This window comes from Pantoea sp. B623 (assembly GCF_024814475.1).
Taxonomy (GTDB): domain Bacteria; phylum Pseudomonadota; class Gammaproteobacteria; order Enterobacterales; family Enterobacteriaceae; genus Pantoea; species Pantoea ananatis.
The window spans coordinates 4,141,594-4,162,492 of the sequence record NZ_JANUXM010000004.1 but is presented as its reverse complement, the minus strand read 5'-3'; the positions used below and the strand labels follow the sequence as shown (position 1 = coordinate 4,162,492).

Here is a 20,899-nt window from a genome sequence, read left to right as displayed (position 1 = left end):
ACAAGCAATACCACCGATCAGACAGTCTATTTTTTTTGATAAATCGTCAACAGTACCCATTCGTTAATTCATCTTTTTTGCATATACATACATTTGTAACAACTAATCAGGATGCACTCAATGTTCTTCATTCCTGATAAATCATCACACTTCACTTTATCTAAACATATTTTAATACTTACTTTATAAAAACTGCACTTAATAATGCAAGATAAATACAGTATTATAATTTCAGACAGATTATCAATTAAAGAAATTTTTAATCTCATTTAACTTCAGAGTGAATACCTCGAAAAATTCAATGACTTTAACTCTGTTCGTATTTTCACAGTGAAAGCGGCTGTGAAGAACTATCTTTTCGTTATCTCTGTTCACACCCATGATAAGTTGTGGATGTGACACATTGAAGTCATTGAACCATGCTAACTGTTTATACATATTCCCTTTTTCGTCAACGCTACATGAAAACTCAGACATTGCATGTAACCAATTTTTATCATCAATATGTAAGTTTATTTCATTTCCATCATTCATTGTTAATGCATACACCTCGCCTTGACAGGGTTCAATAGTGTTTACATCCACACCAAGCTCTCTCAGTACTTCATCAATCATTTTTTTTCACTTAACTTTAAGTATACTTTTTGTGTGTCTTCTCTCTTGATAAGGTTCCATTTTTTTGTGTTTTTTTTTCGCACATGGTAGTAGCCAGTACTTATATTTTTATAAAATAAACCCAGACATATTAGCTGGGCGTCATTTTTAGCATCATAGCGCCAGACTTGAGTTTGTAAATCAGCTCGTTTAATTTCAGTCTCTAGCTTGCATTTCTAATTTCACAGTGATTCACCCCCCTCAATATAACAGCTAATATGTGAAATTTTAATATGTCCAGAAGCTTAATATGTCCAGCACATGATATATCTTGTTGTCCCAGACCTGACTTATTAATCTTCATTTTGTTTAAGTGTAACTAACATTTTTTTACGCTATGTTAATGTTCTCGTCTCACTTTATCGTTATCGGGCGCCCTGTTAAGCATTATGTCGGACACTATGAAACGCAAAAACGACCCTGAGGGGCTTAAAAAACGCATTCTTGCGAGCGCACTGACCACCTTCGCCGAGTTTGGCATGCAAGGAGCCCGTCTGGAGCACATTGCTGAAAACGCTCAGACCACCAAACGGATGGTTGTTTACCATTTTGGCAATAAAGAGCAGCTCTATATTGATGCACTGGAACAGGTTTATCAGCAGATCAGGGAACATGAAACCGGCCTGAATCTGGCTTCCCTTGCCCCTGAGCAGGCCATTATCAAACTGGTTGAATCCAGCTTCGATTACCATGTTTCCCACCCGGATTTCGTGCGCCTCATCTGCATGGAAAATCTGTCTCGCGGCCGCTACATCTCGCAGTCTGCCCGCCTGAGTCAACTGAACCGCAGCGCACTGGATTTACTCGATGATATTCTGAGTCGGGGACAACAACAGGGGCTGTTCATCAAAGAGATTGAGACACTGGACGTGCATCGCCTGATCAGCAGTATCTGTGTCCATCAGGTGTCCAACCGCTTCACCTTTAACACGCTGTTTAGTCGGGATGAGAATGAAGACGCCATCATCCGTCGTAATCGTCAGCTCGCCGTCACGGCAACCCTGCGTTACATTGGCTCACAGCAGGCGTGAGAAGCGCTCAACGCGATAGTCTAAGCTTAATAAGTATTAATAATATAACTTAAGTAAGGAAAGCCGCTTGAGAAGAGACACCAGCCTTTATCCGCTTCGCCAGACACAACGTGATCCTCACGACAATACACTCTGGAACTGGGCCCAGAATGCGCCAATAGGTACGCAACAACAGGTAAACCGCCCCACCGATGAGGCTGCCCTGCAGCAGTTGCTGCGCGAGGCCCGCAACAAAGTGCGCGTGATGGGTAAAACCTACTCGCCCGGCAAAATGCTGGCTGTGCATCCCGACGATCTGCTGCTGGATCTCAGTGCCTTTACGGGCCTGATCCGCAGCGATGCTCACAGTGTCACCTTTGCAGGCGCCACGCCGCTTGAACACATCTACCGCACCCTGACAGACATGGACCGGATGCTGGCCTCGTCGCCGGGGGTGATCGCCGTGCAGACGCTGGCAGGCGCGATGGCAACCGGTACGCACGGTCAGGGCCTGCAGCAAAGTTCCATCGCGGATGAAGCTGAGCAGATTCGACTGGTGCTGAGCGATGGATGTGTGCGGGAACTGTCGCGCGGTGATGACGATTTTGCCGCGGCGCTGGTGTCGTTGGGCTCGCTGGGTATTGTGACCGAAGTGACGTTGCGTACCCAGCCTTTCCGCATCTTCACCTGCCACAAGAATGCGGTCTCCGCAGACACTCTGGAAAGCGATCTGCTGCGCTGGAATGAAGACTACGCACTCAGTAAAGTCTGGTGGTTTGTCGACGACAACATCATGCATGTCTGGAATGCGCATCAGGCCAGCGACGACGAGATCCAGCGTTACGAGCAACAGGGACGCGAAGTGGTGGAGCATGCCGATGAAGGTGATGACAGCCTGAACGAGACGATTGAACAGACGCTGGAGCATATGCATCGCGATACACAGATTCACGGTAAAGGCGGTAAACAATTTAGTACCGTCACGCGTTTCCGCGATTTTACTGACGTTACCGGGGATATCTATCAACTGTTCTGTCGCGGTATTGCCGTACCGCAGATCAACGTAGAGATCGGCGTTCCCCTGGAACGTACCCCGGCGATTATCAGCAAAATCAAACGCTGGTATGCCGAGAACCGGCCACACATGCACTATCCCATCATCCTGCGCTGCACCGGTGCCTCCTCCGCCTGGCTGAGCCCCGCTTTCGACCAACCGACCTGCTTCTTTGGTTTTGTCGTGTATTACGCTGATGATGGATCGCTTTCTGAGGCAGGCCTGCACTTCCTGAGCGAAGTTGAGAAACTGCTGGCTGAAGAAGGTGGCCGCCCGCACTGGGGCAAATATTACGATGCCTCACTCTACCACTGGCGGGATCTTTATCCGCACTGGGATCGCTTCCGCGCCCTGCGTGAACGGCTTGATCCCAGCAATCGCTTCAGCAACGACTATACCGCTGCGCTGTTTAAATAATTCAGAGAAGGAATGCTATGTTTGCCTGGGTAACGTTACTGACGCAACCGGACTACCTGGTGGGCGTAAAAGCGCTGCACCGTTCACTGCAACAAACCCAAACGCGCTGGCCTTTGCTTGTGATGGTGACCGATGCGATAAGCCATGACGACTGTGAAACCCTTAAGGATGAGGGTTGCCTTATCCGTCGGGTTGACCCGCTTTATCCGCACAGCGATCTGAACCAGCATTACGCCTCTGAACGCTTTGGTGAGGTCTGGACAAAACTGCGCGCCTGGCAGTTGACCGATTATCGTCGCGTGGTGTTTCTGGATGCTGACATGCTCATCTTAAAAAATATGGATGAGCTGTTTACACTGGATCTGGGTGAGTTCACCCTTGCCGCCTGCCATGCCTGTCGCTGTAATCCTAATCAGATTGCGTCCTATCCTGACAGTTGGGAGCCCAAGTTCTGCCATTATACCTGGCAGGAGTGGGAGCAGGCACCGCCGGAACACGTTGATGACTATCTGAATGCCGGGTTCCTGGTGCTGGAACCGGATGAGGCCCTCTTTCAGGACCTTGAATCGCGTATTGCCGCCATCGATGATTTGCGCGCGTACACCTTTTCAGAGCAGGACTTACTCAACGAAGCCTTTAAAGATAAGTGGCTACCGCTGTCTTACATTTACAACGCCTTGAAAACCCTGCGCTTTCAGCATGAGACCTTGTGGCAATGTGAAGAGGTGAAGAACCTGCACTATATTCTGGCTAAACCCTGGCAGCGGGATTTGTCACAGCCGGTAAGTCAGCGTGACCGCTACTACGCGATGGATAAGCTGTGGTGGGACAAAGTTTCTGACCGCTGATGACGCGGCGCGCCTGGCCTTCAGCAGGCGCGCATCCGGTTGATCGGCGTTAAGTCTGCTATAACGAATGACCTAGACTTCCTTCCAGCACCGTTCCGTTGCTGACTGCGCGATCGCCTCCAGTACCTTTTGTACCTGCAGACCTTCGGCAAAATCTGGCCACATGCGGTCGCCTGCGGCGATACCATTGATCAGATCGCGAATTTCTACTGTCTTTTGATCGTTGAAGCCAATACCGTGCCCTGCTGATACACAAAAACTGGCATAGTCCGGATGGGCGGGCCCGGTCAGAATCGTTTTGAAGCCCTGACGTTCTGCAGGTTCATCGTGGAGATAGAGTTCAAGCTCTGCCATCCGCTCTTGCGTATAACGCAGTGTCCCTTTCGTTCCCGTCACGACATAGGTCAGACCCATTTTGGCCCCGCAGGCGATGCGCGAGGTTTCAATAACGCCGTGCGCCCCGTTCTGGAAACGCAAAAGTGCGCTGGCCTGATCTTCATTCTCGACCGGCAACTGGCGGTTGAGATCGTTCGGATCGGGACGCGACCGGATGACCGTCATCATATCACCGCTGACTTCCGCAATGTTGCCAATCAGATAATGCGCCATATTAACGATATGCGCAGCCAGATCGCCCAGAGCACCCAGTCCGGCCAACGCTTTTTGGCAGTGCCAGTCGAGCGGCGTGTCAGGTTTCGCCAGATAGTCCTCGTTGTGCGTGCCGTAAAAATGCACCACATCGCCAATTTCGCCTCGCGCAATGATCTCTTTCGCCAGTTGGCTGGTGGGGTTTTTCATGTAGTTAAAGCCCACCAGCGTTTTCACCCCGGCTTTTGTTGCAGCCTCAACCATTTCCTTAGCATCCGCAACGTTCAGTGAAAGCGGTTTTTCAGAATAGACATGTTTACCATTAGCGATTGCGGCCAGCGCCATTTCCTTGTGAAGGAAATTGGGGGCACAGATGTCGACCACATCAATATTGGGATCGCGCACCAGCTCGCGCCAGTCGCCCGTGGCGCGGGCAAACCCAAAGGTGGCAGCCTGCTTTGCCGCCAGTTCGGGATTCACCTCTGCCAGCATTTCACGAACGATCTCCCCTTTTAACGCAAACACTGCAGGGGCCTGGGCATAGGCGATTGCGTGGCAGCGGCCAATATACCCACTGCCTATCATGCCGATTCTGACTTTATTCATTTCAACTCCGGGCGGACAGAGAAAAGTTGAAATGAAATATAAATTCCATTTATAGGCATTTCAAACTAAAAATGAAATAAATGTGACGAACATAAAGAACAATCGTAGGCGTTTAACGCGATGCCATGTTTTAAGCTGACATGCGGTGTCAATGAACAGACTAAAAAGCCTCATACACATGGCAAACGTGGTCGCTGACCTAAGCGATACGACGCAGAGGACAGAGTTGGTGAGTATTTCAGCAATCAGACACTTTTGTGAAAAAGAGCTTTGACAAGCCTGCGCGACGTCGATAATATGCGCCCCGTTCGAACGATTCCTCTGTAGTTCAGTCGGTAGAACGGCGGACTGTTAATCCGTATGTCACTGGTTCGAGTCCAGTCAGAGGAGCCAGATTTAGATAAGCCCGCCCAGCTTTCGCTGAGCGGGCTTTTTTCATCGAAGCTAAACATAATAAAAATCGCTCTGAGCGGCTATGCTATCGTGAAGCATAGAATTCTTCTTGTCCTGACCATCGTCGACATTAACTCTTAAAAACGATCCAATGGCTACCAGCTTCTCATAGGTGTAAGAGACGTAAGGATTACATGGGCACTTTTTTATATGTACTTAACAATACATTGTAACCTTAATTAAACACGCTTATATTAATTCTCAATTTCAAAAAAATTTAACATAAGTAGAGTGATGTAGAACAGTCGCTAATTATCATCTAGCTCATTGAAAAAAATGATTTCCTTCTCTTTACAGCTTAACTTCTTTCTTGATTACTTCGATTGTCCTTATGGGTCATTAATATTTGTGTAAAAAAGCGCTTATACTGCCTATGAGCGTAGCCAGACTTAAAAAAACCACCCGCCGAAAATTGTTATTACATTTCAATATCATGTCATTTTTTTTACAACAGTTCTAAAATTTTTTACCTTCCTGCCGATATTAATTTCAGATTATTTTCCATAACAGCAAAATTTTCTTACGTGCAGTTTTTTGAGAGTGAGAGGTTTAGATGGTCCTTGAACCGTTTTTATCACTTACTTTTTTGCAGCGCTTTACCGCTCAGATGACGGTTATACTCTGCGCGGTTGCTCTAACAAGCAGATTTAAATGTGGCTTACAGTACGCGCAGTAAAAGAGTATCCCTTTACTAATGAACGCAGGAAAGATGGTTGATGGTAGCTACGCACTCATCATGTCGCTTTAAAGTGACCAGAACGCAATAAAATCTCCGGCGGCAAGCTGACGCCAGAAAAGCAACCGGCTGCCCTTTTAACCAGAAATCTTGTTATTACATCAATTTTATCAGCAGGGGGAGTTTGTGAAAGAACAGATCTCCACATCAGGCAATATGATATGTGCTCAAAAAAGGGTGTCTAACAATATGGCGTTTTCTTTCATATTGCCACCGCCTATCCCTTCAGAGTCAGGACCTGCTGGCATCTTTTACGATTTTAACGATGGAGCCAGAATACTCTTACCTGAAGGGCGTTGGCGTGTCACTCTTCTTGATGACGACTCAGGGAATGTTCTTTTTCAGTGCGAATCCGGTGCTGGTTGGGTTACTTCATCTAAAAAATATTTTGTCCGTTTCCGTATTCGAATCTGGTGTGAAGACGACGCCGACCCTTTACTTGATATAGCCTTGGATCTTAAGGGGCGTCATGTACTCATATCTTTCCCAACCGGCACGCTTGGCGACCTCATTGGCTGGTTCCATTACGCAGAACGCTTCCGTCAACAACATAATTGCCATCTTGAATGTAATATGTCTCAGAATATCATTACGTTACTAGAAGCACAGTATCCTGATATTCACTTTTCCACGCCCGACGCCATGAGGCAGTTATCTCCATATGCCACCTACCGGGTTGGATTGTTCTTTGGGGGCAACGATACGCACCAACCTCTGGACTTTCGCCAGACCGGCTTTCACCGTATCGCTGGACACATTCTGGCGGTAGATCACAGAGAAGAAGCACCGCGTCTTAACTTGAATGCCTCACGCACAATCACTGAGCCTTATGTTTGTATCGCTGTCCAGTCAACTTGCCAGGCTAAATTTTGGAACAACGGACAGGGTTGGGCCGAAGTCGTTGCGCATCTTAAAGCTCAAGGTTACAGGGTACTTTGCATTGATCGGGAGTCAATAACAGGCAGTGGGTTTGTCTGGAATCATATTCCTTATGGTGCCGAAGATTTTACTGGCAACCTGCCGCTGCAGTCGCGTGTAGACCTGCTCAGGCACGCCAGCTTTTTTATCGGCCTGGCGAGTGGATTATCCTGGCTGGCTTGGGCTGCAAAAATTCCAGTGGTGCTTATAAGCGGATTTAGTCTGCCGGGTGCTGAATTTTACACGCCATGGAGAGTATTCAGTAGTCATGGTTGCAATGGTTGCTGGGACAGTCCTCATGAAAATTTTGATCACCAAGACTTCTTTTGGTGCCCAAGACACAAAGGAACCGAGCGTCAGTATGAATGCACTCGATTGATTACGGGAAAACAAGTAATCGGAGTGATAGAGCGGCTGCGCGATCAACTTACGCGAGAAAATAGCGTATGAAAAAAAATAAATGTGCTAATAGCGGCTTGCAAAAAAATGCCAAAGAGGCGAGCAGATGAACAAAGTTTACCGAGTAATTTGGAGTGTTGCGCGCCAGGCTTGGATCGTCACTTCAGAACAAGCGGGCTATGGTGGCAGTATTCCGCTATTGGCCGCAACGTTAATGCTGTCTTTTGTATCTGAGAATGCCGCTGCCGTAAACCATAGCAATGAAACGATAGGAGACACACAGTCACAAAATATCCTGAACGGGGATATCGCAACTGCATCAACGATTAACAACGGTGGTAATCAGTTCATCAGCAGTGGTGGTCTAGCTACGTCCACAACCGTAAATTTAGGCGGCGTGCAGTATGTTAGTAGTGGAGGCTTTGCAACATCATCTCTGATCACCTCTGGCGGGTTTCAAACTATTTTAAGCAATGGAATGGCAACAGATACGATTGTGAATGGCGGCACACAAACCATCAGGAATGGGGGCTCGGCGAGTAGTATTCTTGTAAATTCTGGTACGCAGACTGTTCAGGACGGAGGGAAGGTAACAGCCACTACCGTGAATTCAAGTGGGGGGCAATACATCAGCAGCGGCGGTACTGCAACATCGACTATTTTGAATTCAGGCGGTTTACAGTATGTTAGCAGCGGAGGTTCAGCTGCGTTCACAACCGTGAATTCAGGGGGAATTCAAAACGTACTTGGCGGGGGGATGGTTACGGACGTTCTCGTCAACGGCGGAACACAGTTCATACAAGATGGTGCCACAGTTACATCAGCTACCGTTAACGCTGGCGGTTTTCAGACCGTTATGAGCGGAGCTTTAGCAACAAGTACACTGGTAAATGGCGGCACACAAACCATCATGAACGGCGGCTCAGCAAGCAACATTCTTGTTAATTCTGGTACGCAGACCATTCAGAATGGTGGCAGAGTGACAACCACCACAGTGAATGCCAGTGGAGGGCAATACATAAGTAGTGGTGGTTCAGCTACATCTACCCTGATCAACTCCGGCGGTTCTCAGTACATCAGTAGCGGTGGCTCAGCCATATCCACGGAATTAAACGCAGGCGGTTTTCAGACTGTTTTAGCTGGCGGACAGGCAACGAGCACAGTAGTCAGTGGCGGCATGCAGACGGTTGAAGATGGAGGATCAGTTACATCGACTATTGTTACCTCGGGCGGCTCCCAGACTGTTTTCAACAGTGGAGTGGCGACGGGTACGATATTGAACAATGGAACACAGACCCTGAGAGACAGGGGATCAGCTACTGGCACCACAATAAATACAGGCACGCAGACGATTCAGTCTGGGGGAAGCGCAACATTTACCACATTGAATTCATACGCAGGTCAATACGTCAGCAGCGGCGGTTCTGCAATATTGACTATAGTAAATTCTACCGGTAGCCAGTACGTTAATAATGGCGGCTTAGTTACATCCTCTGTAGTGAATTCTGGCGGCCTCATAACGGTATTGAGAGGTGGTACAGCCACATCAACACTTATAAATTCAGGTGGATTTGAGGTCCTGTCTGGCGGCGCTCTGGGTTTAGAAACGTTGGTGAATTCAGGTGGAACATTAAGTGTTTCGAGTGGTGGAGTCCTGAGTGGCACAACCACCCTTAATGATGGAGCTATTTTATTAAGTAATAGCATCATTAATAATGGAAATATGAATTTTGTCCTTCAAAACACAAGTGTCTGGAATGGGAATTTGACAGGCAGTGGACAAGTTACCAAAAATGGCATTGGTGGCCTTCGTTTAGGAGGTAACCTGAACCAGTCCCAGATTAATCTTAATGCAGGTTCATTGGTTATGGATGGGCTGGAGGCCACGACGACAATTGTTGCGCAATCCGGCACATCGCTATCACTATTAAACAACACGATCCTGAACGGCATTATAGATCCGACAGATGTTAACATTGACCAGAGTAGCACATGGAATATAACGGGTGACTCTCTGGTAAGCACTTTGACAAATGCAGGTAAAGTTGTCTTTGTACCAACTTCAGGAGGTCTTACACCCCACACGTTGACAGTAACCAATCTCATTGGCAATGGTGGTTTCCTCACGCTTAACACTGTTGCAGGTGACACGAATTCTCCAGTTGACCATGTGATTATTGATGGTGGACGCGCCTCTGGTAATACTGAACTCCTGATAGTAAATCACGGAGGTCTCGGTGCTCAAACAACAGGCAATGGCATCACCCTTATAAAAGCAATTAACGGTGCAACAACGGATGTAAACGCATTCAGCATGAAGCAACCTCTCAATGCAGGCGCTTACTCCTACAATGTTTACCGTAACGCAGATCAAAGTTGGTATTTAACTTCGCAACAAGTGCGATCTATTAACACTGTTAACGATGGCAATACGTCGGGAAGCCCCGATAGCTCCTTTCAACCTGTTAGCGCAGTGACGCAATTCCCAAACTATCGCGATGCTGTTTGGGTATATGCCGCAATGCCTGCACTAACACTCGATTATGACCGCCTCGTGGCGGGTACAGCCGACTCTCGGTTTCACTATGCACCTTCCAGCAGAATATGGGGGCGACTGGCTGCCGGATATCTTCGTCAACCTAATAGCGGCAATCTTATGAAGGGCAACCAACCTGAGAGTAATAGTGCTTACAGCTTCGTACAAATCGGTGGAGATTTATGGCAACTCGATGGTGAAAATACAGACTGGCGTGCAGGTATTTACGGCGCAACAGGCATTATGCGCAATGATGTTTGGCGCGATAGCGGAAATCGTGCAGCAGGCACGGCGCGTGACACTATATATGCTGGCGGTGGATATATTTCAGGGCTAATGCATTCTGGCTTGCATATTGACGGACTACTTCAAACCAGTTATCACAGCTTGTCGACGTCCTCAAACGACGCTACCAGACTCTCAACTGCGGGGATTGGTTGGTTGAGCTCTGCTGAAATCGGGCAGGCATTTACTATAACCTCAAGACTGGCTATTGAGCCGCAAGTTCAGTATACGATACAGGGGCTCAGCATCAATCAAGGGCAGGACGAAGCTGCCTCCATCAACTGGCATAAGCCTTATCGACAATCAGTGCGTACGGGATTAAAAATTGGCTCAGTACGTGATAATGAAGCGAAGTTTGAATGGTGGTTAACACCTTCGTTGGTAGAGTCTTATGGAGGCCAGAGTGAGATGACAGCCTCAATACCGGAAGTAGACGATTCACAGACAACTTTTCGAAGTAAACTCACAGGTAGCAGCATTAACCTTAACACCGGCCTTGCAGCTCACATTCGAAATAATTTGACGCTGAACTTGCAAAGCGGATGGTCTGAATCACTTCATGGAGGAGAATCCAGTGGCTATTATGCTCTTGTAAATCTGGTCATTTCATTCCATTAGCAGCAAAGAACACCGGCGCGACTCTCCAGTGTTCTTTATATCTTAGATGCTTACTACTTTAGACGCTGTCAGAAATTTTAGAAAAAATGAACGTTAATACGTTTAATTTAATGTTGTTCTTAACACACGCCAGTAAAGATGCTTGAGCAAGTAGTCTTTATATAAGTATACCAGCTTTAGTTTCACGCACTTTTGGGGTGAAGGTCACAGTTTCAGGGATAAGATCACTTACATGCTGGCGGGTTCGACTTTACGCGGTTCTGGATCGTCCAGCCGGTTCCATCGCAGGTACGGCAAGAGTGTGGCGCACCTGCAAGTCATGATGCAGGGTTGCAACACAATACAAACCAGGCCCGCCACATCAGGGCTTCTGTCCTTTGCTTCATCAGCTCTCTAAGGCAGAAAAAACATCGGTTTAAGCTCTGCACTTATCGGGCTGTTATCCGCATTAGACGGCATTAAATCTTTCATCGATGCCCACCAGCGCTGGCAAACCTCGGTTTGCGCCACCGCGAGCCAGCGGGCTTCTGATTCAATCTCAACGCTGGCGAACAGCAGGTTACGATCGGCATCCAGCCAGATAGCATAGTGATGGGCACCATGCGCTTTTAGCGTCTGTTCCAGTTCCGGCCAGATGGGTGAATGACGACGCAGGTATTCATCGTGGCAGTGAGCATGCACCTGCATGACAAAAGCTTTACGTAACATCGCTGCGCTCCGCATCCAGTGCTGCCTGCCAAGGTTTAACGTTAAAGCGTTCACCCAGCGCGATCAGCTGCGCGGTGGTGATGCTCTGACGAATACCGCCCATAGATAGGGCTTTTACGACAACCTCCGATGATTTTTCAGCGGTGTCGATCAGGCCAAAGGTCTCATCAAGATTAGGACCCGCGCCAAAGATGCCGTGGAAGGGCCACATGACCAGGCTGTGGATCGCCATCTCATCAGCCGTAGCCTGGCCGATACCGTCAGTGCCCGGCACCATCCATGGCAAAATGCCCACCCCGTCCGGGAACACCACCAGACACTCTGTGCTGCCTTCCCAAAGCAGGCGCGTGAAGCGTGCCGAATCCAGATTTACAACGTAGCTCAGCGCCATAAAGTGAGTAGCATGGCAGTGCATAATCACCCGATCGCTTCCATGAGTCACCTGCTTGCGTACGCTGTGCGACTGGAAATGCGCCGCCAGTTCAGAGGTCGGCAGCCCACCGTTGCTTAATCCCCAGTGAATTTTATACGACAACCCCTGGTCATCCACCTGCAGCAGCACCAGACTGTCTGCCGGGTCGAGCTGCACGTTACGAAAAAACTTGCCAGACCCGGTCACTAAAAACCAGTCGTTAGCTAACGCCGGTGCCGGTTTACTCAGTTCAATGCAGCGCGGTTCGGCATAAAAGTCGCTGGCGAAGTCCTGCACTTCTTCGGGAAGCAGGCGCAGGCTAACGTTACCGCCGTTACGCTCATCCCAGCCTTTCAACCACATATCGCTGGTGGCTTTTACCATCCCCTGTACGAACCAGGATGTCAGAATGTTTTGCATGGTTTATCCCTTAGCGTTGACGCAAAGTATGTTGTTCGTAATGATGGACGTCGCTCAGCCAGCTGGCATCGGCAGGAACGTCATGGCGCAGGCACCATGCTTCCCACACCGCCTGCCACGGCAGCGACTTTTGCTCTTCCAGCAGGGCCAACCGTGCGGTGAAATCCCCTTCACTCTCCAGCCTACGCAGCCGATCGCTGGGCTCCAGCAGCGCCCGCAGCAACGCTTTTTTGGCGTTACGCGTACCAATGACCCAGGCGGCAATGCGGTTGATTGAGGCATCAAAAAAGTCGAGGCCGATATGCACCTTATCGAAGAGTTTCTGGCGGGCGATCTCATGGGCAATCGCCTGGGTTTCATCATCGAGCAGCACTACATGATCGCTGTCCCAACGTACCGGACGGCTCACATGCAGCAGCAGGCGCGGCACGTACAGCATCGCGGTAGAGATTTTGTCGGAGATGACTTCAGTCGGGTGGAAATGCCCGGCGTCCAGCGTCAGCGCAATCTGCCGGCTGCTGGCGTAGCCAAGGCAGAATTCGTTGGAACCCACGGTGTAGCTTTCCGCACCAATCCCGAATAGTTTGCTTTCCACAGCATCAATATGGTGTTGCGGGTTGAGTTGCTCACTGATGATCGCGTCAAGCGCGCTGGCAAGGCGCTGGCGCGGCGCAAAGCGGTCGATGGTGAGATCTTTCATGCCGTCCGGCACCCAAATGTTCATCACGGAAGGCGTACCGAGCTGTTCACCAAAGTAAGCCGAAATATGGCGACTGGCTTTACAGTGGTCGATCCAAAACTGGCGAATACCTGAATCGGCGTGCGACAGCGTAAAGCCATCGGCACTCTTTGCATGTGAAAAGCAGGTTGGATTGAAATCCAGCCCCAGCCTGTTGCTTTTTGCCCACGCTACCCAGTTGCTGAAGTGTTTCGGCTCGATGGCATCGCGCTCAACGGCTTGGCTGCTTTCAAGATAGATCGCGTGCAGATTCAGACGTAAGGCGCCCGGAATCAGCGATATGGCTTTTTCAATGTCGGCGCGCAATTCGTCGGCGTTGCGTGCCCGTCCCGGATAGTTGCCGGTGGCCTGAATACCGCCGGTGAGTTGCCCGTTGGGATTTTCAAAACCGCGCACGTCATCACCCTGCCAACAGTGCATCGAGACCGGGATCTCATCCAGTTGCGCCATCACAAGGTCCACATCAACGCCATTCTCAGCATAACGTTGTTTCGCCAGGTCAAAGGCCTGTTCAATCAGCTTTGTCATATGCAAGTTCCTTAGCAGGTTGGAGCAGCGCGGTGAAGCGCGCCTGATGGGCCGCAAACGCGCTGTTGTCGAGCGGTTCAAAGATGTCTGACGGGAAATTACGGCTGATGCAGCGGCGCAAATCCGCGACGTCACGCAGTTCACCTAGCGCGATGAGCTGGCAACCCACATTTCCCAGCGTGGAGGCTTCTACCGGACCGGCAATCACCGGCAGTTGACAGGCATCGGCACACAGCTGGTTGAGTAAAGGATTCTGGCTACCGCCGCCCACGATATGCAGCTGCCGTAGCGGTGTGCCGCGTAGCTGGCCGAGTTCCAGGATTGTCTGACGATATAAGAGCGCCAGACTGTCAAAGAGGGTGCGTGCCAGTTCGGCCGCAGTGTGCGGTATCGGCATCGCCTGTTCAGCACAGGCATGTTGGATTGCCTGCACCATGTTGTCTGGGTTAATAAAGCGAGGGTGGTTAGGATCTATGAGCGAGCGGCAGGCTGGCTGTTTTGCGGCATCCGCAATAAGCAGGGGCAAGTCGCGGATGTTCAGTTCGCTACAGACGCGCTGTAAAAGCCACAGCCCCATAATGTTTTTTAGCACCCGGTAACCTTCCGCGCCGCCTTCATTGGTTATGTTGGCCTGTAAAGCAGTCGCATTCACATAGGGTTGGAGACTTTCAATCCCCATTAACGACCAGGTACCTGAACTGAGATAGGCTGCATCGTCGTGCATCAGTGGCGTGGCCAGCACCGCGCTGGCCGTATCGTGCGTGGCTACGGCAATCACCGGGATCCGCTTGCCGCTGGCGCTGGCCCAGTAACCCACGTTATTGCCCGGTGCATGCGGTGTGCCGAACCAGGCGGAGTCGACGCCAGCCCAGTCCAGCAAGTCACGATCCCACTCACCACTTTGAATATTCAGTAACTGCGTGGTGGTGGCGTTGGTGTATTCCCAGTTCATTTCGCCGGTGAGACGATAGTGTAGATAGTCCGGAATCATCAGCGCATGTTTCACCTGCGACTGCCAGTCCGGCTGCTGCAGATGTAGCGCGCGCAGCTGATATAGGGTGTTAAATGGCAGAAACTGAATGCCGGTGCGCTGGTATATCGCCTGCTGGCCGAGATCGTCAATCGCCTGGGCCATCAGGCCCTCGGTGCGTTTGTCACGGTAGCTCACGGCTTCGCCAACGCGATGTCCGTCTGCATCCAGCAGTACCAAATCAACGCCCCAGGTATCAATACCCATGCTGTCCGGCACGATGCCTTCATCATCCAGTTGCTGCAGTCCGGCGCGAATGTCCTGCTCCAGACGATCCAGATCCCAGCAGTCATAGCCGCCGCGCTGAACCCGCTGATTCGCGAAACGACGGACTTCACGAAGGGCGATTTTCTGGCTGTCCGACGTCCACTGCGCAAGCATGACGCGCCCGCTGGATGCGCCTAAATCAATGGCAACGATGTTACGCATATTCATGGCATGTTTTCCTGAAATGACATGGCTACAGAATAAAAAGCCTGCAGGCCTGCCACCTTAGGCGCAGTGCCAGCAGAGGATCTTCGCTGGCAGGTTTGCAAAGGTGTTCGTGAGATAGCTCACAGAACCGCGTGACGATAGAGTTGTGAGCTTTGCCGCATTTCTATCAATCACTTAGGCGATCTTAAATAATTCGCCATTTTCTTGCGCCGCCCCGTTCAAAATTCAAGGTGATGTCCGCAGCGCCTGCGTAGACTCAGTTGCAACATTGTTAACGGAGAGCAAGCCATGACCGTTCTGCATAGCGCGGATTTCTTTCCCGCCGGAAATTACGCCATTGCCATCGAGCCACGCGTGCCACAGCAGGCTTTTCCAGAGCATCACCATGATTTCCATGAAATTGTGCTGGTTGAACAGGGATCAGGTATTCATGTGTTTAATGGTCAGCCGCAGGCGTTGAGTGCCGGTTGCGTGTGCTTTGTACGCGACCACGATCGCCATCTGTATGAAAAAACCGACAACCTTTGCCTGACCAATGTGCTGTACCGAAGCCCGGGGGCGTTCCGCTTTCTTTCCGGGCTGCAGGCACTATTGCCGCGTGAAGAGGACGGCCGGTACGCGTCGCACTGGCGCATTAATCAAAAAGTGATGGGGCACGCTTTGCAGTTGGTGACACAGATGAAGCAGCAACCTCTGTGGTCACTCGAACGTCAGGCACATCAGGAGCAACTCTTTCTGCAAATGCTGGTGTTGCTACGTGAGGCCGCTCGCAATGACAACGCGCAGGACCAGGAAGCCAGACTGCACCGATTGCTTGACTGGCTGAATGAGCATTACAGTGAAGAGATCGTATGGGAGGCGCTGGCCGACAGCTTTTCACTGTCGCTGCGTACGCTGCACCGCCAGATGAAGCAGCAGACAGGCAGTACGCCACAGCGTTATTTGAATCGGCTGCGTTTATTGCAGGCGCGTCATCTGCTACGCCACAGCGATATGCGTATAACGGACATCGCCTATCAGTGTGGATTTGGTGACAGCAACCACTTCTCCACGCTGTTCCGGCGTGAATTTGGCTACGCGCCCCGCATGGAGCGTCAACAGATGTGGTAACTGGAGCTTTTAATATGTCGCTAATTCTGTCGCGCGAAGACTACTTTCCAGCCAGAAACCTGCCCATCGCAGTGGCCGAACGTATGCCACAACCCTCTTTCCCGCCTCATCAACACAGGTTTAGCGAGATTGTGATTGTCTGGCGCGGCAACGGGCTGCACATCCTCAACGATCGCCCCTGGCTGATTACCTGCGGCGATGTGTTTTATATTCGCGACAGCGACTGCCATAGCTATGACAGCGTCCATGACCTGGCGCTCGACAACATTCTTTATTGCCGCGATCGCTTTCGGCTCGATCTTGACTGGAGCCAGCTTATACCGCCTCAGGAAGAGAATGCTCAGTCCGGTTGGCGATTAACCACCCAGGGTATGGCGCTGGCACGTGGCGTCATCAGCCAACTGGAGCGGGAAAGCCGCAAAAACGATCCCTTGTCCATTCAGCTTTCTGAAGCCTTGTTTTTACAGCTGGCGCTGATTCTGCGCCGCCACGGTTACGCGGCCGATCGTTCCTGGGCGCTACCGGAAGGCGAACAGCTTGATCTGCTGATGTCGTCGCTGCTGGCCGATATCAGCCGTCCGTTTGACCTCGCCCACTTTTGCGAGCAGCACCAACTCAGCGAGCGAGCGCTTAAACAGCTGTTTCGCCAGCAAACCGGCATGACAATTGGCCACTATTTGCGTCAGCTTCAACTCTGTCAGGCAAAATACTTACTACGCACCCAGGAAAGTTTAATCAGCGAGATTGCTTCACGCTGCGGCTTTGATGACAGTAACTATTTTTCGGTGGTGTTTACGCGTGAAACCGGCATGACGCCCAGTGCCTGGCGGCAACGTTTTGTACCGCAATGCGCCACGCTAACTGATAACGCAAAAGCCTGATACGCGTTAACGCATCAGGCTTTTATCTCTGCGGAGTCAGGCAGCCATGCCAAGCCCGACAATATTGGCAGCGATGATAATGACTATGCAGCCAATCGACAGGACGCTAACCGGACGACGCCCGACAGATTTCCACTCTTTCAGCATCAGTCCGACCAGACCACCACACAGCACATACAGACTCATGTGCAGCATCCAACTGACAAAGTCATATTGCGGTGGAATTTTGGCATGGCCCCATGCATAGAAAAAGAACTGCAGATACCACATGGTGCCGCCAAGAATAGCGAAAGCGATATTGGCAATTAACAGCGGTTTTGCCACGGAGAAGTCCCGGCGGAGGGAGAGCTCCGGCTTAACCGCCAGGCGGATAAAGCAGTACGCCAGGTTAATCAGCGCACCACCGCCCATAATCACCACATAGCTGGGTAGCGCCACGTACAGCGGATTAATACCCAGATTAGCTGCCGCAACATGCATCGGCTTTGCGGCATCCATAGCGAAGGACATGCCGGCCGAGAAAATACCGCAGATAACCGCCAGTACAAGCCCTTTCTTCAGATTGAATTCTTCGGCGTTAATGCCCAGCGCGCGCTCTTTCAGCAAACCGGCACGCGATACAATTGCCACGCCAATCAGCGCGACCAGAACGCCAAGCAGCGTCATACGGCCACCAGCCGAGCTAAAGAGCGCGACAAAACGGCCCTGCAGCAACGGCGTCATGAGTGTCCCGACGACTAACGTAATGCCGATAGCAATACCGATGCCTAACGACATGCCGAGATAGCGCATGGTCAGGCCGTAGTTAATATTGCCGATGCCCCACATTGCACCAAACAAAAACACAGGTAGCAGCTGTGACAGACTGAAACTACTGTAGTACGCCCAGAAATTCGGCAGCAGTACGGCACTGACTGCCCATGGCAAAATCAGCCACGACATCAAGCCACCTACTGCCCACATGGTTTCCCATGACCATTTTTTGACCTGTTTAAACGGCGCATAAAAACATGCGGCACTGGCGGCACCCACCAGATGCCAGAAAATACCGGCAATAATGGCACTGTTCATTGTTATTCCTTCGCAAGGTTGAGGCCAAACAGGAAACCGACGTTTCCTGATAAGCAGCAGTCTAGAGGGAGCTGCTTTCACTCAGCCTTTGAATGGCTGCCGGAAAACACAGGCCGCTGGCAAAATCCGGTGAATTTTCAACATAAAGATCACAAATTCACATTTAAGGACAGTAACCGTACGTTTTACCTAAACCGCTTATTATTCGAGATATTTTTGTTGTTTGTTGTGTTGATCGGCACAGTTTTAATCTTACTGCCAGCACGCTTATTAACGTGGCAATGACATAAAGTTGAGCTGCGGGTTCGCTGCAAAGATGGTTTGGCGGACGAAGAGGGAAAACGGTCGGCAGAAAAGGTTTGTGATATGACTCAAGGCTAGTGGGGATACTGTGATCAGCGGGAGATCGCATGATGTTGGATAAGCACTCTACGATTCAGCGCAGTAGTCGCTGCGCATGTTATTAACTGCAGTCACGCAATGAGACGTTTGCGTGGCAGGGCAAACCGAAAGGACAATTGGCCGGGGATGCCTCCCGTCAAAAGCCTACCGCTTCGTCATTGACTGCGCGGGCAGGCACGGGCTTATCGCCATCCCAGGCGTTCCGGCATTTGCTGGAGAATACAGGGTTTCAGCCCGTCGACCCTTTTTATAAGACGCTGACCGCTCAGATAACAAAACACGCCGTGGAAATGCTGGCTTCGTCGTGTCTTTCTTCCCTTCCCTGCCATCTGCAGTGTGGCTTTGGCAAAGATAAAAAGGTGTATCGTCGTAATCTGTTTCACTCTGTTTTCACATAACGTTAACGAGTTAAAAGCGGAGCCCTGCATATGACAACACATCATCAACATTTCATTAATGGTGTTTTTGTGCCTAATCACAGCGATAAGTGGATTGAAGTGATTAATCCTGCTACCGAAGCGCTACTGTCACGCATTCCTCAAGGCACGCGTCAGGACGCCGCAGACGCTATCGCCGCTGCCGATGCCGCGCAGCCGGGCTGGGAAGCCTTACCGGCCGTGGAGCGCGGCAGCTGGCTGCGTAAAATTGCCACAGCCATTCGTCAGCGTGAACCCGAACTCAGCGCCACTATCGTGGCAGAAGGCGGTAAAACCCAGGGGCTGGCAAAAACCGAAGTGCTTTTTACTGCTGATTACCTGGACTACATGTCCGAATGGGCGCGACGCTACGAAGGTGAGATTGTGAACAGCGATCGTCCTAATGAAAATATTTTCGTCTTTAAAAAAGCGATTGGCGTTACTACCGGCATCTTACCGTGGAACTTCCCGTTTTTTTTGATTGCGCGTAAAGCGGCGCCGGCACTGATTACCGGCAATACGATTGCGATAAAACCGAGTGAGTTGACGCCCAATAACGCGGCCCTGTTTGCACAGATCGTTGCGGATATCGGCCTGCCAAAAGGTGTGTTCAATGTTGTTTACGGCTACGGACCTGAGATCGGTCAGGAGCTGGCTGGCAACGAAAAAGTGGGGTTGGTAAGCCTGACGGGCAGCGTTAATGCCGGGATTGCCGCCATGGAAGCGGCAGCAAAAAACGTTACCAAAGTCTCTCTGGAGCTGGGGGGTAAAGCGCCGGCCATTGTAATGGATGATGCCGACCTCGATCTGGCAGTAAAGGCCATTGTCAGCTCTCGCGTCATTAATACAGGTCAGGTCTGCAACTGCGCAGAGCGGGTTTATGTACAGGAAGGGATTTATGACCGCTTTATCAGCGCACTGACAGAGGCGATGCAACACGTGACGTTTGGCAATCCGGCTGAAAAAAACGATATCGATATGGGGCCACTGATCACCGCCGCCGCGCTGGCGCGGGTTGAGCAAAAAGTTGCCAGGGCAGTAGAAGAAGGCGGCAGGGTTGTGTTGGGCGGTAAACGGGCGGGGCGCGAGGGCTTTTACTTCGAGCCCACGATTATTACCGGCGTACGCCAAGAGATGGAGATTATGCGTGAGGAAATTTTTGGCCCGGTGCTTCCTGTGATGACCTTTAAAACGCTCGAAGAAGCTATCGCACTGGCCAATGACTGTGAGTACGGCCTGACTTCCTCAATCTACACTCAGAACCTGACCACCACGATGACCGCCCTGCGTCAGCTGAAGTTTGGTGAAACCTACGTTAACCGCGAGAATTTTGAAGCCATGCAGGGATTCCATGCCGGCTGGCGCAAATCCGGCATCGGCGGTGCTGATGGTCGTCATGGGCTCGAGGAGTATCTGCAAACGCATGTTGTGTATTTGCAGTGTTAACGACGGCGGTTTGCGGCCCTGCCGGGTCGCACCCTGAGGAGGTTAAAACGGATGGCATTTCCTTATTGGCAACTGAATTCACGCGGTGAAGGAAACCGCGTTATCTGTTTGTTCTGCCAATAAAGTAGGCCAGGCGGTTTTATGCTCACCTGACCTGAATTCAAGGGGCAACCCGCAAC

15 protein-coding genes and 1 tRNA gene are annotated in these 20,899 nt (G+C 50.6%); 9 read left to right on the top strand and 7 right to left on the bottom strand.

Annotation, left to right across the window (positions count from 1 at the left end; all coding sequences use genetic code 11):
* Positions 1–243: 243 nt before the first annotated feature.
* The gene (locus NXS97_RS21275) at positions 244–615 is read right to left on the bottom strand and encodes a CesT family type III secretion system chaperone (protein WP_116219924.1); all 372 of its coding nucleotides are present in this window, start codon (positions 613–615) and stop codon (positions 244–246) included.
* A gap of 428 nt (positions 616–1,043) precedes the next feature.
* Here NXS97_RS21275 and NXS97_RS21270 point away from each other — a divergent pair, with 428 nt between their 5' ends.
* From NXS97_RS21270 to NXS97_RS21260, 3 genes are all read left to right on the top strand, one after another.
* Positions 1,044–1,685, top strand: a complete 642-nt coding sequence (locus NXS97_RS21270) for a TetR family transcriptional regulator (protein WP_112900171.1) — start codon at positions 1,044–1,046, stop codon at positions 1,683–1,685.
* Positions 1,686–1,752: 67 nt separating this feature from the next.
* Entirely contained in the window at positions 1,753–3,135 is a 1,383-nt protein-coding gene (locus NXS97_RS21265; protein ID WP_042676366.1) for a D-arabinono-1,4-lactone oxidase, read from the top strand.
* Between the two features lie 17 nt (positions 3,136–3,152).
* Complete coding sequence (locus tag NXS97_RS21260; RefSeq protein WP_112900170.1) at positions 3,153–3,983, top strand: glycosyltransferase family 8 protein; 831 nt, start codon at positions 3,153–3,155, stop codon at positions 3,981–3,983.
* Positions 3,984–4,055: 72 nt separating this feature from the next.
* Here the strand turns inward: NXS97_RS21260 and NXS97_RS21255 are convergent, their stop codons facing one another.
* Positions 4,056–5,177 carry a Gfo/Idh/MocA family protein gene (locus tag NXS97_RS21255; RefSeq protein ID WP_116219923.1) on the bottom strand — a complete coding sequence of 374 codons (1,122 nt, stop codon included), beginning with the start codon at positions 5,175–5,177 and terminating at the stop codon, positions 4,056–4,058.
* Positions 5,178–5,494: 317 nt separating this feature from the next.
* Here NXS97_RS21255 and NXS97_RS21250 point away from each other — a divergent pair.
* From NXS97_RS21250 to NXS97_RS21240, 3 genes are all read left to right on the top strand, one after another.
* Positions 5,495–5,570 (top strand) — tRNA-Asn (locus NXS97_RS21250).
* Between the two features lie 985 nt (positions 5,571–6,555).
* Entirely contained in the window at positions 6,556–7,734 is a 1,179-nt protein-coding gene (locus tag NXS97_RS21245; protein WP_105077014.1) for an autotransporter strand-loop-strand O-heptosyltransferase, read from the top strand.
* A gap of 55 nt (positions 7,735–7,789) precedes the next feature.
* Positions 7,790–11,122, top strand: a complete 3,333-nt coding sequence (locus NXS97_RS21240) for an AIDA repeat-containing protein (protein ID WP_116219922.1) — start codon at positions 7,790–7,792, stop codon at positions 11,120–11,122.
* Positions 11,123–11,515: 393 nt separating this feature from the next.
* Here the strand turns inward: NXS97_RS21240 and rhaM are convergent, their stop codons facing one another.
* From rhaM to rhaB, 4 genes are read right to left on the bottom strand one after another with little or no spacing between them, the layout of a single operon-like run.
* Entirely contained in the window at positions 11,516–11,830 is a 315-nt protein-coding gene (rhaM, locus tag NXS97_RS21235; protein ID WP_015699977.1) for an L-rhamnose mutarotase, read from the bottom strand.
* The gene (rhaD, locus tag NXS97_RS21230) at positions 11,820–12,662 is read right to left on the bottom strand and encodes a rhamnulose-1-phosphate aldolase (RefSeq protein WP_014594035.1); all 843 of its coding nucleotides are present in this window, start codon (positions 12,660–12,662) and stop codon (positions 11,820–11,822) included. Before rhaD ends, rhaM begins: the two co-directional genes overlap by 11 nt.
* A 10-nt stretch (positions 12,663–12,672) precedes the next feature.
* Positions 12,673–13,929 carry an L-rhamnose isomerase gene (locus NXS97_RS21225; protein WP_116219921.1) on the bottom strand — a complete coding sequence of 419 codons (1,257 nt, stop codon included), beginning with the start codon at positions 13,927–13,929 and terminating at the stop codon, positions 12,673–12,675.
* On the bottom strand, positions 13,913–15,394 hold the full coding sequence (gene rhaB / locus NXS97_RS21220) for a rhamnulokinase (RefSeq protein ID WP_014605483.1): 1,482 nt from the start codon (positions 15,392–15,394) through the stop codon (positions 13,913–13,915). Before rhaB ends, NXS97_RS21225 begins: the two co-directional genes overlap by 17 nt.
* A gap of 288 nt (positions 15,395–15,682) precedes the next feature.
* On the opposite strand from rhaB, the gene rhaS reads away from it, so the two are divergent.
* Positions 15,683–16,504, top strand: coding sequence for an HTH-type transcriptional activator RhaS (gene rhaS / locus NXS97_RS21215; RefSeq protein ID WP_014594038.1), 822 nt, complete (start codon positions 15,683–15,685; stop codon positions 16,502–16,504).
* Between the two features lie 14 nt (positions 16,505–16,518).
* A complete protein-coding gene (gene rhaR / locus NXS97_RS21210) occupies positions 16,519–17,385 on the top strand; it encodes an HTH-type transcriptional activator RhaR (protein WP_064374012.1) in 867 nt (288 codons plus the stop codon).
* A 36-nt stretch (positions 17,386–17,421) separates the two neighbouring features.
* Here the strand turns inward: rhaR and rhaT are convergent, their stop codons facing one another.
* The gene (gene rhaT, locus NXS97_RS21205; protein WP_116219920.1) at positions 17,422–18,456 is read right to left on the bottom strand and encodes an L-rhamnose/proton symporter RhaT; all 1,035 of its coding nucleotides are present in this window, start codon (positions 18,454–18,456) and stop codon (positions 17,422–17,424) included.
* Between the two features lie 830 nt (positions 18,457–19,286).
* Between rhaT and aldA the strand changes: the two genes are divergently transcribed.
* A complete protein-coding gene (gene aldA, locus NXS97_RS21200) occupies positions 19,287–20,720 on the top strand; it encodes an aldehyde dehydrogenase (protein ID WP_014605480.1) in 1,434 nt (477 codons plus the stop codon).
* Positions 20,721–20,899: the final 179 nt, after the last annotated feature.

What these genes read in the sequence shown, in the direction of transcription:
- NXS97_RS21275 (WP_116219924.1), bottom strand. Translation starts at nt 615, where the DNA reads ATGATTGATGAAGTACTGAGAGAGCTTGGTGTGGATGTAAACACTATT.
- NXS97_RS21270 (WP_112900171.1), top strand. Translation starts at nt 1,044, where the DNA reads ATGTCGGACACTATGAAACGCAAAAACGACCCTGAGGGGCTTAAAAAA.
- NXS97_RS21260 (WP_112900170.1), top strand. Translation starts at nt 3,153, where the DNA reads ATGTTTGCCTGGGTAACGTTACTGACGCAACCGGACTACCTGGTGGGC.
- NXS97_RS21255 (WP_116219923.1), bottom strand. Translation starts at nt 5,177, where the DNA reads ATGAATAAAGTCAGAATCGGCATGATAGGCAGTGGGTATATTGGCCGC.
- NXS97_RS21245 (WP_105077014.1), top strand. Translation starts at nt 6,556, where the DNA reads ATGGCGTTTTCTTTCATATTGCCACCGCCTATCCCTTCAGAGTCAGGA.
- NXS97_RS21240 (WP_116219922.1), top strand. Translation starts at nt 7,790, where the DNA reads ATGAACAAAGTTTACCGAGTAATTTGGAGTGTTGCGCGCCAGGCTTGG.
- rhaM (WP_015699977.1), bottom strand. Translation starts at nt 11,830, where the DNA reads ATGTTACGTAAAGCTTTTGTCATGCAGGTGCATGCTCACTGCCACGAT.
- rhaD (WP_014594035.1), bottom strand. Translation starts at nt 12,662, where the DNA reads ATGCAAAACATTCTGACATCCTGGTTCGTACAGGGGATGGTAAAAGCC.
- NXS97_RS21225 (WP_116219921.1), bottom strand. Translation starts at nt 13,929, where the DNA reads ATGACAAAGCTGATTGAACAGGCCTTTGACCTGGCGAAACAACGTTAT.
- rhaB (WP_014605483.1), bottom strand. Translation starts at nt 15,394, where the DNA reads ATGAATATGCGTAACATCGTTGCCATTGATTTAGGCGCATCCAGCGGG.
- rhaS (WP_014594038.1), top strand. Translation starts at nt 15,683, where the DNA reads ATGACCGTTCTGCATAGCGCGGATTTCTTTCCCGCCGGAAATTACGCC.
- rhaR (WP_064374012.1), top strand. Translation starts at nt 16,519, where the DNA reads ATGTCGCTAATTCTGTCGCGCGAAGACTACTTTCCAGCCAGAAACCTG.
- rhaT (WP_116219920.1), bottom strand. Translation starts at nt 18,456, where the DNA reads ATGAACAGTGCCATTATTGCCGGTATTTTCTGGCATCTGGTGGGTGCC.
- aldA (WP_014605480.1), top strand. Translation starts at nt 19,287, where the DNA reads ATGACAACACATCATCAACATTTCATTAATGGTGTTTTTGTGCCTAAT.